Raw genomic sequence first — 12,422 nt, 5'->3', positions numbered from 1 at the left:
TCATGTCCGTTACAGAGGTAGGAGAGGCGGCTCCATGCAGAAAGCAGTCCTGGTAGTGGACGATGAAGCGCTCATTCGCTTCGTCGCTGTCGACGTCCTCGAAGACGACGGCTACGTGGTCTATGAGGCGGGCTCCGTCCTCGAAGCGGTTGGCATCCTGTCGAGCCGGGAGATCGATGTCGTCTTCACCGACGTGGACATGCCCGGTGGCCTGACGGGCGTAGACCTGGCGAAGCTCGTGGCAGGCGTCTATCCGGAGATCGGCATTCTTATAACCTCGGGCAGATACCACGTCGGCGCAGACGCCCTGCCAGCGGGCGCGCGATTTCTCCCTAAGCCGTATGACCTCGGACTCCTGTCGTCACACGTCCGCGAGCTGATGCCGCGCGGGTCGTCGTATCGTGCCGGCAGCTCAAGGTAAAAACAGACGCAACATTTTGGAATCTTGTGCGTTTCCAATTCTTTGACAGAGGAGAAAGTCATGACCAAACGCGAACTGATCGAAACGAGAACGGACAAGCGCTTCGTGCGCCGCGACAAGCAGGGGCAGTTCAAGGAATCGACGGATGTCGGCCGTTCTCTTTCCGCGGACAAGCGACACAAGTCCAAGACCGAAGCGAAGCGGGGCGAAGGCGACCGCGGCGACCATCATGCCAAGCAATGACGAAGCATGATTTCAATCGGCCCGTCCTCCTCGAACTTCCGCCCGCGGAGCGGCAGGCCGTCCTCAAGCGGATTCGCTCAGTTCGCGGAAAAGTCGATCTGGATTGGAACAGACCTAATGCAGCACTGCAAGCTTCGCCTGCCTCTCCAGAAGACCCTCGACGGTACCAACAAGCCTCGCGGCCCGCCGCAAGATGACCGCGCCGGTTGCGCTCACAGCGATGTCGTTGGACATCCTTTCCATACAGCCTGCCACCTCCATCATTGCCGTGCCGAGTTCGCTGCGCCCGATGCGGTCCGCCAGCCGTGCAAGGCGGCGGATGTTCTCCACATAGCGCGAAATCACCAAGAGCCGCTGTGGCACGGGATCGTGGGTAGTGGTGACACTCCGAGGTTGGGGTTGCCGGACTTTCATGTTCGGCCTCCGCTTATCCAAGTAAAACCGGACGGCGCGAGGGCTGCGTCTGCGAGCCCTCGTCTAGCCACTCGTCGAGCTTCTTCAGTGCGTCGACAATGTCCCTGTATCGAACTGGATGAGGGACGCCCGGCGGATGGCGCAGTTCCGGCAAAGATTCGACCGCGTGAAGGTCAGAAGCCCATGAAGCGAGAATTGCTCGTTTCTCGTCTTTCGAAAGCCGCGCGGAGACGACCTCCTCCGGGTGGTCGAAGTGTCGGTGCAGGTGAAGAATGTGCGACGCGGATATCGCGTCGACGGCGTTGTGAGGATTGGTGTGGTCAGAGCCTTTTGTTTTCATCTTGCGTCTCCTAAAAACTTCCAGCTAACGGAGCGAAAATCTCCAGGTGGAAAAGAGATTGTTTCAACGAAACAGCATTCAAGAGGTTCGAAGCGCGACGCTCAATTTTTTTGATGCGCTTCTTGAATCAAAAAACGCTCGAGACCAGATCATTTTGCGTCGGTCGCCCGATGGGGCCGACAGCAACCCGGAGACGCCAGATTCCGCGTCTCCATTCCATCTCGCTTTACGGAGGATTTGGTATGAGAAACGACTTCGACTTCGCACCGATTTATCGGTCCAGCATCGGCTTCGACCGTGTCTTCAATCTCTTGACCAACGCGCAGCAGCGCCTGCAGGCCATCGAATATCGAAAGTAGGGCTGCCGATCAATGCGCACCATCCCAGGATACATCTCTCTTTAGCTCGTGGCGGCCTGTCTCGAAGCGGGCATGCCATCCGTCCTGGCCCCGTGGAAGAGAAAGCCGACCACGCATCCGCCTCGGCCAGCACGTCTCGTTGCCAATTAATGCAGAAGCAATGACCTCGCCTCGGACGAGGCGAGGTTTGGCATCAGTGCGCTTTTCCCCGATAATCGGCTGAGCGTACGCCATGATGGAACTTCGAGCTGTCAGCCGGCATTTCGACCGGTCTCCCTTACCCAAATTGTCGGCAGGCGGCCGCATCGCCTTTTCTTCTTATCGCAATGAGAATCAACAGATCTTACGGAATGCCAACTAGGCTGCCCGCGCTACCAATCCGCGCCAATATCAACTATACTTTCATCGACTGAATATCTTGGCTTGTTTGTCGGTCGCTCCTTCAGGAGAAGGGGCGCATCGAAATGTGAGTTTGCAGCAATTAGCCGACCCGTTCTGTGCCGTGGGTCAGCGAGGGGTGTTCGGATGAAACCGAAACGACGTCCCTTCCTCAAGCTTGCAGTCGCGCTGACGCTGAGCTTTCCTGCCATCGCCGCCGCGCAGCAGACGTCGGCTGAGACGCCACGAATCGGCCTTCTCGCCTGGTGGCCGTGCGCTATGCCGTATGTGAGCGAAACCAGTGAGTTCGGAATGTTCATGCAAGGACTTCACGACCTGGGCTACACGCTGCACGAACTTAGCTTCGAGTGCCGGAGCGCGAGTAAGCAAGACAGTCGGCTTGCGGCCGCGGCGAGGGACCTGGTGCAACTCCCCGTGGATGTGATCGTGACATCGTCTCAGCCGGCGGCGCATGCCGCCCAAGCAGCGACCGATGCGATTCCAATCGTGACCATCATCAGCGGTGACCCAGTTGCGGCAGGCTTGGCGAGAAGCCTCGCAAAACCTGGGGGCAATCTCACGGGCGTCACTTATTACGCCACCGAACTAGCCGCCAAACGGCTGCAGCTTTTGATGGAGGCCATACCGGGGCTTGTCAATGTCGGCGTGCTGGCAAACCCGGTGGTGTCATATCTCCCTTTCGAAACGGACACCAAGCAAGCTGCCCGCCACCTCGGAGTGGCTTTGAGCCTCCAGCAAGTCAGCGAGCCGGGCGAACTCGATGCTGCCTTCTCGCGCATGAAGGCCGATGGCGCTCAGGCTGCCCTGGTGCTTCCCGACATCATGTTGGCCGACCAGTCGTCACGAATCGCCGCCTTGGCGATCGAGCATCACATGCCGATCATGGCTTGGGGCTTGTGGTACGTCGCAGACGGCTGCCTGATGGCCTATTCGGCGGACTATGGTGTAATGCAACATCGGCTCGCCTATTATGTCGATCGCATTTTGAAAGGAACCAAGCCAGGGGAGTTGCCGATCGAGCAGCCGACGAAGTTCGACTTGTCGGTCAATCTGAAGACGGCAAATGCACTCGGGATCGAGCTGCCGCAGACGGTTTTGCTGATGGCTGATGAAGTCATCGAGTGAGGATGGTGTGCGGCGTTCGGTCCAGCTTCAAGCCGCCCCGATGCGCCGATCGCTGTTCCGGAAGTACTTCCTCGCCTTCTTCGCTGCGGTCATTGTTCCGCTGGCTGTTAGCGGCATCGGCGACGCCTGGTTCGGCTATCGCGACCAGCGTGCAATGCTCAGCACTCTATTGCGGGTGGAGGCCACATCGGCGGCCGGCAAAATTCAGAGCTTTCTCGACGGAATCAAGGATCAACTGGGTTGGACGGTCCAGCAAGCCTGGACCGCTGATGCCGAGGGACAGCATCGGCTCGATGCACTGCGGGTGATGCGCCAAGCCCCGGCGATCGTCAGCATCACCCTTGTTGACGATGTCGGTGTTGAACGGCTGCATGTCTCCCGTATCGACTTGAACAGGATGGAAGGCGGATCGGATCGCTCTGGCGATCCTGCCGTCGTGGGAGTTCGCTCGAGCGGCACATGGTTTGGGCCAGTCACTTTTCGCGACGGCTCCGAACCGTTCATGACCATGGCCATGGCCGGAAACCGTAAGGCAAGTGGCATCGTCGCCGCCGAAATCAACCTGAAGCTTGTCTGGACGGTTGTTTCGGAAATTCGAGTCGGTAGTCGTGGCCGGGCGTTTGTTCTCGATCGGACCGGCCGGCTCATCGCCCACCCCGACATCAGTAAGGTGTTGCAGGGCACGGACGAGAAGACAGCGGCGGCCCTCACCAGATTGCGGGACGAGATCGCCGCCGCCGGGGGAGAGGCGACCACGGCCCGCAACGCCGAGAACGAACCGGTTGTGACCGCCATGGCGGCGATCCCCAATCTCGGTTGGACCGTGTTCGTGGAGCAGGCGCAGGCCGAGGCTTTCGCACCGCTGTATGCGTCATTGTGGCGAACGGGTGGCCTGCTGCTCGCCGCCGCCATCTTCGCATCGGCGCTTGCCTACTGGCTTGCTAGGCGGATGACCGAGCCAATCCGCCTGCTGGAGGAAGGCACCGAAAAAATCGGTGCTGGACAGTTCGAGCACCGGATCGACATCGTCACAGGAGACGAATTCGAACGGCTGGCGGACCGGTTCAATGAAATGGCGCAAGAACTCGCCGTATCGCGGGATCGTTCAGAGCGAATTGCACGGCTGAAGCGTTTTCTCGCACCTCAGGTCGCGGAACTCGTCGAAAAGTCCGGCGACGAGAGTGTGCTCGCCGGACAGCGCGCGGAAGTCGTCGCTGTATTCTGCGATTTACGTGGCTTCACCGCTTTTTCGGCGCACGCCGAACCCGAGGAGATCATGCAGGTCTTGCGCGAGTACTATGAGGCGCTCGGCGCGATCATTACACACTACGAGGCCACGCTGACCAACTTCGCGGCAGACGGTTTGATGGTGCTCGTCAACGCCCCGGTACCGTGCGCAGACCCGGCGCTTCGTGCTGTTGAGATGGCGATCGACATGCAGGATGCCATCCAGCGCCTAATCGCCGAATGGCGTCTGCGCGGTCATGCGATTGGCTTCGGCATAGGACTGGCGATGGGCTGGGCGACAGTCGGCCGAATTGGTTACGAAGCCCGTGTTGACTACACCGCGATCGGACATGTCGTGAACCTGGCATCGCGACTCTGTTCATCCGCCGCCGATCAGCAAATCCTCGTCGATCACGCTGTAGCGCAATCCGTGCGTGGAGAAATTTTATTGGTCGCTCTCGGCCCGCGGCAGCTCAAAGGTTTCGACGAGCAAATACCTGCTTGGAAGGTCGGAACGAGAAGCGGAAGATCAAATGGTGGCACGAACCGATTGAGGGGTTGAACGGGTAGGTGGACCTCACGCAGTTGAGCAGCGATCAGCCTTCTGAAATCTTGCTCGGTTCGCCAACTGCACCTGTCGGGGAGCCAGCCTTCATCGACCGGCGCGTTTCTTGCTTGAAGCGGATTTCGCTCTTCCGGCGCGGTTATGCACATCGACATCGACGTGTTCCGTCGCCAGTTCACCGAGATGGGGCCGAAGCGCCGCACTTTGTGATCCTGACGTCGACACGCGACAAGGCGCTGGAGATGTCGAATCCTTCTTCTGCTCGGTCCCGACGATCACCGCAACGACGTACACTTCCATGGCGCTTGTGTGCTGTGCAACCACCGTTGTGGTATTCTGTCTCCCAGGGAGGTGGTTGTCATGCCGCACATCGCCTCATGGCTGGCTCGCCTAGGGTGGGACAAGTACACAGAGGCGTTCACTGCCAATGAAGTCGATTTTGATGCGCTTCGGCATCTCAGTGAAGAAGACCTGAGAGAGCTGGGGTTACCCCTCGGGCCGCGTCGCAGGGTTCTGGCTGCAATTGCCGCACTGGACACGATGCCGCGAGGGAGTTCCGTGTCCGCGCCAGCGCCTTCGCCAGTCGAAGCCGAGCGGCGGCAGTTGACCGTCGTGTTCATCGATCTTGTAGGTTCGACCGAGCTGTCACAGAGGCTCGATCCGGAGGAAATGCGCGACGTCCTGCGCGCCTATCAAAGTGCGGTGTCGACGGAGATTGCACAGTACGACGGTTACGTTGCCAAGCTCATGGGTGATGGCGTGCTCGCCTATTTCGGTTGGCCAAGTGCGCATGAAGACGATGCTGAGCGGGCGGTGCGGGCGGGTATGGCGGCAGCGGCAGCGACTGCCAGCCTGACGTCCCCATTGGGCAAATCGCTGGCAGACCGGATAGGTATCGCCACCGGTCTCGTCGTTAGTTGGCGACCTCATTGGCGAAGGATCAGCGCAGGAAGAGGCCGTGGTCGGCGACACGCCGAACCTCGCGGCTCGCTTGCAGGCCTTTGCCGAGCCAAGCACCGTCGTGATCGCTGACAGCACGCAGCGGCTGGTTGCAGGGTTGTTCGAGATGATCGACCTCGGTTTTCAGCAGCTCAAGGGCTTCGCCGCCCCTGTTCCCGCCTGGCGCATCACCGGCGAGGCTGATGCCGAGGGACGCTTCGATGCGCTGCACGCCATCGCGACGCCGCTGGTGGGGCGATCCGAGGAACTCGAGCTTCTGCTTCAACGCTGGGAGCAGGCTCGCACAGGAAAAGGCCAGGCGGTGATGCTGTCGGGGGAGCCTGGGATTGGCAAGTCCCGCCTGACGGCCGCGTTGGAAGAGCGACTGAGCACCGAGCCGCATGCACGGTTGCGCTACTTCTGTTCCCCCTACCACGTGAAATACCGGAGGCTCTATCAGTATGGAAATGTGTTGGACCACTTTAGGTCGTGATTGTTGTGTGGTGACTATAGCGTCAGGCTAGCATGATTTCCCAATACCTTGTGGCTATAGTTTTGATAGCTTCGCATCAGCATTACAGCGGCATCCCTGTCGGCGAATTTCAAGCGGACGCCGGCGCTTGTCAACGGTAGTGTAAGATCGGGGGCAGGGCGATATCGCCCCTACCAACGCTACTGCCGAGAGGTCGACATGCCTATGCAAACTGAGGTTACTACGATCGGACTGAACGGCGGTAAGGTATGGAAACTATGTCGCGCCGCTATTGGAAATGCTACGCGCATACCTTCATAGTCTAACACGCGAAGCCTTTAGATCCTGAGTATAGTTCGGAAGAAATGTCGATCTGATCGATCAAGGCTTCAGGATACAGGGCGCAAACAAGGTCGGAAGTTCGCCTGCCATCGCGACGCTCGACCATACATACAGCGCGCGTCTGCGTCGGGGTTGGAGGATAAGATGAGCGTGACCGAACAACGAGCGCCTGAACTGCGGGTGCAGAAATGGATTGGCGAGGATGGAGGAAGCATCGCGCCGCTCAAATTGTCGGATGTCGGGATCGGCCCGAAGATCTTGTTCGCCTTCCAGCACTGGTGCCGTGGCTGCCATTTGGATGGGTTTCCGACTTTGCGAAGGTTGCATGATGCATTGAGCTCCAAGGGCGTGGGGTTTGCTGTGATCCAGACCGTCTTCGAGGGAGCGCATGAGAACACCTTCGAGAAATTGCGCGTCAACCAGCTCAAGTATGAGCTTCCTGTCGCTTTCGGTCATGACGAGCCACCGGCCAGCGCGACGCTTCCCACCTTCATGGAAGACTACCGCACCCGGGGAACGCCCTGGTTCACGGTTATCGACGCTGGCGGCCGCATCGTTTTCTCGGACTTCCATCTCGACGCGGACCAACTCGTGAAGGAACTGGAGCTAGCGTAACCAATGGGGCGTTGGCTCATCCTGATTACCACCCATCTCGTGATGCTCGCTATAGGCTTTGCAGGAGGCATCTATACGCTGCCGGTCCTCACAGCGCCGCGGGGGCCGGACACAGCAGCGCTTCAGATGATCGCGACTGAAACGCTCTACGTAGGGGCCCTAGTTCGCAATCTCAAAGGCAGCGACCTACTTCATTGGGGCGAAGGCGAAGTCCGGGTCTCGCGCAATCGGATCGCACACCTTGGGCGTCTCGCCCCTGGACCGGACTACAAGCTCTACCTTGCCTCACGTTTCGTCGATACGAAGGAGGCCTTTCTCCTAGTCAAGGACAAATCGGTCCGCGTGGGCGACGTGAAGACTTTCAACGGCTTCATCGTGGAGATGCCCGCCGGCATCGATGTTCGCGACTACAATACGGTCGTCATCTGGTGCGAAGCATTCGACCAGTTCATCAGTGGGGCGGAATATCAACCCTCACGTCAGGATCGAAAATGAGACAGGCGATGGATATCGTAAAGTCGGCGGGTGGACGCGGCCTCGTTCTAGCGCCGGTGGCGGCGTTGCTGTTGAGCGTCGCCGCTCTGCTACTGGGCAATGGTTTGCTGGGTACGCTCTTGATCGTGAGAGCCGGCCAGGAGGGCTTCTCGAGCGGCGCGATCAGCGCGATGATGTCCTTCTACTTCGCGGGTTTCACGATCGGCGCGCTGGCGTTGCCGCGGATCATCGTTTCTGTAGGGCACGTCAGAACCTTCGCCGGCTTTGCGGCTATCGCTTCGATGACCGCCCTTCTCCATGTGGCCTTCATTGGGCCTATTGCTTGGATGCCGCTTCGCCTCGTTACCGGCTTCGCCTACGCGGGCATGATCCTCGCAACGGAGAGCTGGCTCAACGCCCATGCATTGCAAACCACGCGCGGGCAGCTCCTGTCGATCTTCGGAGTTGTCTCGATGGGCTCATGGGCAATCGGGCAGGCGTTACTCAACATCGCACCGCCTGCCGATGTGACATTGTTCCTCATCGTGTCGCTGTTGATATCGGCAGCGGTGGTTCCGATCACCTTGCTACCCAGTCATCCGCCGGGCCAGGTGGCACAGGAACGGGTCGCGTTCAGGGACCTCGTCCTCGCATCACCTCTCGCTGCGGCTGGCGTTTTCTTGGCCGGCCTGGCTATTGGTGGTTTCTGGGGCATGGGCCCGAACTTCGCCCAGAGGATCGGACTCGATGTGGGCGGCATATTCGCTTTCATGGCTGCGGTTGTTGGTGGAACACTTGCATTGCAATGGCCACTCGGCTGGCTTTCGGATCGGGTGCCCCAGAACCGTGTCATTGCCGGCGCGGCCCTAGCGGCCGCAGTGGCCGCCGTCGGCGTAGCATTGGCGGCGGAAGCGCCTTTGCCCGTGCTCCTCGCAGCGGGTGCGCTCTTCGGCGGATTTGGCATCCCGATCTATTCGTTGTCACTCGCCGTCGCGAACGACGATCTTCCGGCCGGTCGGCTACTCGGGACCGCACGCGGGCTTCTTCTGCTTAACGGGGTCGGGACAGCCGCTGGACCCCTTATAGGGGGAGTTGCGATGAATATCGTCGGCCCAGGCGGCTTATTCCTCTATGCGGCCGGGTTGCTCACTACCCTTGGCGGTGCTGACCATCGCACGCAGGCAGCCAAGGCGCCCAATCGAGGCCAAGGCCACCCGTTGTCCGAGCACGCCGATGATAACAGGATCTCTCGATGCGATGATACGAACGCAGGAGGACGCGTAGGACGCATCAGATCTTGGACGCGGCCCTGGACGAGATACCAAGGCCTACCGAAATCGAAAGCAGCGATCGTTGCAATCCCCAGCTTCGTGGAACACGGACTTTTCCTCAATGAGATTGATGCAATCGTAATCGCGTCCGGTGACGCGGTGGAAGTGCGACACCGTAGGGCAAGCTTAAGGCCTCGCTGATCTACACCTGCGCGACTTGATGGCGGCTCTGACGCGAGATGATTCTCAAGCGCGACCTACGGCGATTCAGAGCAGAGAGGCCTACTCTATAGCCGCAAGGTATCGATTCGTTCCCCGCCTTGATGGGCCGGACCCTTTTTTTTGGTGGGCCAGATAACTCGAAAACCCTCAAACCCCTTTAAAACAGAGCTTTCTTAATCCGCGCGTTGATGAAGAGGACCAGAGTATGACTTGCTGTCTATGCTCCGCGCACATATAGCTGTGGCAATGGATGGACCTCGAGATCGAAATATTTTCGGTGCGTTCGCACTCATGATCAGCGACGACATCGTTCGCGCTAGTTCATCGCGGGCGCCGGAAGCTGGACCTGCCGCCTCAGCGCTGGCGTTGCTCGCGCACAAGCCCGGGCTCTCGATCCGTATGCTTGCAGTCGGGGTGGGCCTTTCACATGCAGGGACCGTTCGCCTGGTGGATCGATTGGCGACTGAGGGGTTGATCGAGCGTAGGGAGCATTCGACCGACGGGCGCACGCGATCCCTCTATCTTACTCCAGCCGGGAAGGTCGCGAGCGACGAGGTCCTGGCTTCGCGCGATCAAGTGATTGCCGAAGGGCTATCGATCCTTAATCCGGACGAACTGAAAATCTTATGCGACATCGCTGAACGCGTTTTGCGCGATCGCTTGGAAAACCTCGAGCATTCATACCGCATCTGCCGCCTGTGCTGCTACGAGGGCTGCACGAACTGCCCCATCGATTCCGAATTACATGAGCGAGGTGTAGACCGCGAGAAGAACGACGACGCGTAGGACGCGTGTAATTAGGGCAGATCAATGCTGAGCGATAAAATCAGCAGCCAGAAAGCCCACAACCGTGATGAGGCCGATGAACTGCGGCGCCCACCGCCGAAATCATGCGGCGCGTCATCCTCCTGAAAAAATGCGTCCACTATAATCGCTCCAGCCAAAAGTCCGCTGCCCGACATCCGGCCCCAAAGGCCAACAATCATGAACTCAGGCATCATAGCAGGAGTCCGGCCTGCAGCGACGCGTGGCGCTTGCTACCCCATCCCTTACGAACCAAGAGGGCGGCTACGACTTGCTCATCGACCTGATCGTTCCAGACGCCAGGTCGGGCGCGCGAAATGGCAGCTATAGCCCCCAGGATAGCGCACCAGGTATTTTTGGTGCTCCGGCTCCGCCTCCCAAAACGGTTCTTCCGGATTGATTTCCGACACGATCTGGCTAGGCCAGCGACCTGATGCTTCGTTCTCTGCGATGGTCGTCAGGGCGACTTCCTTCTGCACCCCGGTGGTATAGAAAATTGCAGATCTATAGCTCGGACCGACATCGCTGCCCTGTTGCTCGTAGGTCGTGGGGTCGTGGACCTGGAAAAAGAGCTCCAAGAGAGAGCGATAGCTAAGCACGGAGGGGTCGAAAGTCACTTCCACCGCTTCTGCATGGCTGTAATGTCTCTCATAGGTCGGATCAAGCATCTCTCCGCCTATGTAACCGACACGCGCCGATACGACTCCCTTCGCTCGGCGCAGCAAATCCTCCATGCCCCAGAAGCAGCCGCCTGCGAGAATCGCTCGCTCTGTAGCGGCCGCATCATTACCGGCAGCTGATTGGCTCATAGCTCGTTCGCCTTTCTCTATGTGGGTCAAGGTCAAGCCAGCCTCGTGGGATCAGCAGCCTGACTGGTGATAGAAAGCTCGGTCTGCACGTCCGAACCCCGGATAAGAGTTAAATCTACGGGACATCGATCAGCTATCGCGAGAATCCGAGCGCGCTGATCATCACTCAGCGGGCCATCGAGGACGATGGTCCGGGAGAATCGATCGGGTGGCATCATGTCCGGCACCTTCTCGTGCTGCACGGTCGTGCTCGCCCGTTCAAGCGGAAAGCCCTTGCGGTCGGCGTAGAGGCGCATCGTCATCACCGTGCAGGCTGCGAGGCCGGCAGATACCAGTTCGTAAGGAGATAGTCCGGTTCCGAGACCACCAACCGATGCTGGCTCATCGGCGAACAGAGTGTGCTCGCCGCTGCGAACCTTGAGCTGGAACCTCCCCTCAAGAGTTTCGGTGGCGACAACGCCCTCGGCAGCCTCGACCTGCGGTAGATCCGCCGTGAGCGGTGGAAGAAAGCGGCTTGCCCATACCGCCACCATTGCCGAGGCGTAGTTCGCATCTGCAACGTTGGTGAGAAGGTGATCCGCCGTGTCGAGCGAGATGAAGCTTTTAGGATGCCTGGACGCGACGAAGATGCGCGACGCGTGGTCGATGCCGACCACCTGATCTAGCGGAGAATGCATGACCAGCACCGGACGTCGCAGAGAGGCAATGGACTTCTCGATGTCGATTCCCGCAACCGCCTCTAGGAAGCTGCGACGAATGAAGAAGGGTCTGCCGGCGATCTCCACCGAGGCCTCGCCCTCGCTCGCGATGGTGTCTAGATCGTCCGGTCCGAAGAAGCGCAAGATGTGCTGAAGGTCGGCCGGCGCACCGATCGTCGCCACCGCGGCAATGTCAGGCAACTCGGCAGCGGCTACGATCGCAGCGGCGCCACCCAGGCTGTGCCCGACAAGGAGGGAGGGTAACATACCCGCCGCCGCCATCGCCTTTGCGGCTGCACGAAGGTCCTCGACGTCCGACGCGAAGCTCACAGCTTCCCCCGACCCACCGCTGATCCCGGTTCCGGCGAAATCGAACCTCAAGACCCCGATGCCCGCACGCGACAGCGCGCGCGAGATGTAAACGGCGGCGCGACTGTCTTTTCCGCAGGTGAAGCAGTGGGCGAAGATCGCCCAGCCCCGCGGCGTCCCTTCCGGCGGTTCGAGATGCCCGGAAAGCTGAGAGCCAGCCCCGCTAGCGAATGTGAATGTTTTTTCTGCCATGTCCATCGAACCTCCAGCAAGCGGCTTGGCGGTTGCCCTCCCAGAGCCTTCGATGGAGCTGAGCGGGGCGAACCGACACATTAATCGTCATCCCAGGGTATCATTTATATGCGCGGCGCATA

The 12,422-nt window shown here is 59.6% G+C and carries 15 protein-coding genes and 3 pseudogenes; 13 read left to right on the top strand and 5 right to left on the bottom strand.

Annotated features, from left to right (window positions below; all coding sequences use genetic code 11):
- Positions 1-34 precede the first annotated feature (34 nt).
- Positions 35-421: a response regulator gene (locus FFM53_RS28780; RefSeq protein WP_138391029.1), complete on the top strand. Its 387-nt coding sequence runs from the start codon at positions 35-37 to the stop codon at positions 419-421.
- Positions 422-481: 60 nt separating this feature from the next.
- Positions 482-664, top strand: a complete 183-nt coding sequence (locus FFM53_RS28775) for a hypothetical protein (RefSeq protein ID WP_138391028.1) — start codon at positions 482-484, stop codon at positions 662-664.
- Between the two features lie 114 nt (positions 665-778).
- Here FFM53_RS28775 and FFM53_RS28770 read toward each other — a convergent pair whose 3' ends face one another.
- Positions 779-1,078, bottom strand: coding sequence for a hypothetical protein (locus FFM53_RS28770; protein WP_138391027.1), 300 nt, complete (start codon positions 1,076-1,078; stop codon positions 779-781).
- 13 nt (positions 1,079-1,091) lie between these two features.
- The gene (locus tag FFM53_RS28765) at positions 1,092-1,418 is read right to left on the bottom strand and encodes a hypothetical protein (protein ID WP_138391026.1); all 327 of its coding nucleotides are present in this window, start codon (positions 1,416-1,418) and stop codon (positions 1,092-1,094) included.
- A gap of 242 nt (positions 1,419-1,660) precedes the next feature.
- Between FFM53_RS28765 and FFM53_RS28760 the strand changes: the two are divergent.
- The 11 genes and pseudogenes from FFM53_RS28760 to FFM53_RS28725 form a co-directional block, all read left to right on the top strand.
- Positions 1,661-1,765, top strand: a pseudogene (locus FFM53_RS28760) (Hsp20 family protein); the annotation flags it as partial.
- Between the two features lie 60 nt (positions 1,766-1,825).
- A pseudogene (locus tag FFM53_RS36945) lies at positions 1,826-1,927 on the top strand (DUF982 domain-containing protein); the annotation flags it as partial.
- A 375-nt stretch (positions 1,928-2,302) separates the two neighbouring features.
- The gene (locus FFM53_RS28755) at positions 2,303-3,301 is read left to right on the top strand and encodes an ABC transporter substrate-binding protein (protein ID WP_138391025.1); all 999 of its coding nucleotides are present in this window, start codon (positions 2,303-2,305) and stop codon (positions 3,299-3,301) included.
- Positions 3,285-5,090, top strand: a complete 1,806-nt coding sequence (locus FFM53_RS28750; protein ID WP_246413252.1) for an adenylate/guanylate cyclase domain-containing protein — start codon at positions 3,285-3,287, stop codon at positions 5,088-5,090. The genes FFM53_RS28755 and FFM53_RS28750 overlap by 17 nt, the downstream gene beginning before the upstream one ends.
- A 150-nt stretch (positions 5,091-5,240) precedes the next feature.
- Positions 5,241-5,344 (top strand): annotated as a pseudogene (locus FFM53_RS36580) (alpha/beta hydrolase); the annotation flags it as partial.
- A gap of 109 nt (positions 5,345-5,453) precedes the next feature.
- Positions 5,454-6,125 (top strand): adenylate/guanylate cyclase domain-containing protein, encoded by a 672-nt coding sequence (locus FFM53_RS28745; protein ID WP_246413251.1) that lies wholly within the window; start codon positions 5,454-5,456, stop codon positions 6,123-6,125.
- Complete coding sequence (locus FFM53_RS36575; protein ID WP_246413250.1) at positions 6,052-6,525, top strand: AAA family ATPase; 474 nt, start codon at positions 6,052-6,054, stop codon at positions 6,523-6,525. The genes FFM53_RS28745 and FFM53_RS36575 overlap by 74 nt, the downstream gene beginning before the upstream one ends.
- 465 nt (positions 6,526-6,990) lie before the next feature.
- Positions 6,991-7,461 carry a peroxiredoxin family protein gene (locus tag FFM53_RS28740; protein ID WP_138391024.1) on the top strand — a complete coding sequence of 157 codons (471 nt, stop codon included), beginning with the start codon at positions 6,991-6,993 and terminating at the stop codon, positions 7,459-7,461.
- A gap of 3 nt (positions 7,462-7,464) precedes the next feature.
- On the top strand, positions 7,465-7,956 hold the full coding sequence (locus FFM53_RS28735; protein ID WP_138391023.1) for a DM13 domain-containing protein: 492 nt from the start codon (positions 7,465-7,467) through the stop codon (positions 7,954-7,956).
- 8 nt (positions 7,957-7,964) lie between these two features.
- Positions 7,965-9,407, top strand: a complete 1,443-nt coding sequence (locus FFM53_RS28730) for an MFS transporter (RefSeq protein WP_246413249.1) — start codon at positions 7,965-7,967, stop codon at positions 9,405-9,407.
- 312 nt (positions 9,408-9,719) lie between these two features.
- Positions 9,720-10,214 carry a MarR family winged helix-turn-helix transcriptional regulator gene (locus FFM53_RS28725; protein ID WP_246413248.1) on the top strand — a complete coding sequence of 165 codons (495 nt, stop codon included), beginning with the start codon at positions 9,720-9,722 and terminating at the stop codon, positions 10,212-10,214.
- A gap of 11 nt (positions 10,215-10,225) precedes the next feature.
- Here FFM53_RS28725 and FFM53_RS28720 read toward each other — a convergent pair whose 3' ends face one another.
- The 3 genes from FFM53_RS28720 to FFM53_RS28710 all read right to left on the bottom strand — a co-directional run bounded on the left by FFM53_RS28720 (position 10,226) and on the right by FFM53_RS28710 (position 12,306).
- Complete coding sequence (locus tag FFM53_RS28720) at positions 10,226-10,429, bottom strand: hypothetical protein (protein WP_138391021.1); 204 nt, start codon at positions 10,427-10,429, stop codon at positions 10,226-10,228.
- A gap of 78 nt (positions 10,430-10,507) precedes the next feature.
- The gene (gene msrA, locus FFM53_RS28715) at positions 10,508-10,966 is read right to left on the bottom strand and encodes a peptide-methionine (S)-S-oxide reductase MsrA (protein ID WP_246413308.1); all 459 of its coding nucleotides are present in this window, start codon (positions 10,964-10,966) and stop codon (positions 10,508-10,510) included.
- A 107-nt stretch (positions 10,967-11,073) separates the two neighbouring features.
- On the bottom strand, positions 11,074-12,306 hold the full coding sequence (locus FFM53_RS28710) for a bifunctional alpha/beta hydrolase/OsmC family protein (RefSeq protein ID WP_138391020.1): 1,233 nt from the start codon (positions 12,304-12,306) through the stop codon (positions 11,074-11,076).
- Between the last annotated feature and the right edge of the window lie 116 nt (positions 12,307-12,422).

Origin of the sequence: Rhizobium indicum (genome assembly GCF_005862305.2) — a bacterium.
Classification (GTDB): Bacteria; Pseudomonadota; Alphaproteobacteria; order Rhizobiales; family Rhizobiaceae; genus Rhizobium; species Rhizobium indicum.
This window is presented reverse-complemented; position numbering and strand designations above follow the sequence as displayed.

What these genes read in the sequence shown, in the direction of transcription:
- FFM53_RS28740 (WP_138391024.1), top strand. Translation starts at nt 6,991, where the DNA reads ATGAGCGTGACCGAACAACGAGCGCCTGAACTGCGGGTGCAGAAATGG.
- FFM53_RS28765 (WP_138391026.1), bottom strand. Translation starts at nt 1,418, where the DNA reads ATGAAAACAAAAGGCTCTGACCACACCAATCCTCACAACGCCGTCGAC.
- FFM53_RS28745 (WP_246413251.1), top strand. Translation starts at nt 5,454, where the DNA reads ATGCCGCACATCGCCTCATGGCTGGCTCGCCTAGGGTGGGACAAGTAC.
- FFM53_RS28725 (WP_246413248.1), top strand. Translation starts at nt 9,720, where the DNA reads ATGATCAGCGACGACATCGTTCGCGCTAGTTCATCGCGGGCGCCGGAA.
- FFM53_RS28720 (WP_138391021.1), bottom strand. Translation starts at nt 10,429, where the DNA reads ATGATGCCTGAGTTCATGATTGTTGGCCTTTGGGGCCGGATGTCGGGC.
- FFM53_RS28780 (WP_138391029.1), top strand. Translation starts at nt 35, where the DNA reads ATGCAGAAAGCAGTCCTGGTAGTGGACGATGAAGCGCTCATTCGCTTC.
- FFM53_RS28750 (WP_246413252.1), top strand. Translation starts at nt 3,285, where the DNA reads ATGAAGTCATCGAGTGAGGATGGTGTGCGGCGTTCGGTCCAGCTTCAA.
- msrA (WP_246413308.1), bottom strand. Translation starts at nt 10,966, where the DNA reads ATGGAGGATTTGCTGCGCCGAGCGAAGGGAGTCGTATCGGCGCGTGTC.
- FFM53_RS28755 (WP_138391025.1), top strand. Translation starts at nt 2,303, where the DNA reads ATGAAACCGAAACGACGTCCCTTCCTCAAGCTTGCAGTCGCGCTGACG.
- FFM53_RS28770 (WP_138391027.1), bottom strand. Translation starts at nt 1,078, where the DNA reads ATGAAAGTCCGGCAACCCCAACCTCGGAGTGTCACCACTACCCACGAT.
- FFM53_RS28710 (WP_138391020.1), bottom strand. Translation starts at nt 12,306, where the DNA reads ATGGACATGGCAGAAAAAACATTCACATTCGCTAGCGGGGCTGGCTCT.
- FFM53_RS28730 (WP_246413249.1), top strand. Translation starts at nt 7,965, where the DNA reads ATGGATATCGTAAAGTCGGCGGGTGGACGCGGCCTCGTTCTAGCGCCG.
- FFM53_RS28775 (WP_138391028.1), top strand. Translation starts at nt 482, where the DNA reads ATGACCAAACGCGAACTGATCGAAACGAGAACGGACAAGCGCTTCGTG.
- FFM53_RS28735 (WP_138391023.1), top strand. Translation starts at nt 7,465, where the DNA reads ATGGGGCGTTGGCTCATCCTGATTACCACCCATCTCGTGATGCTCGCT.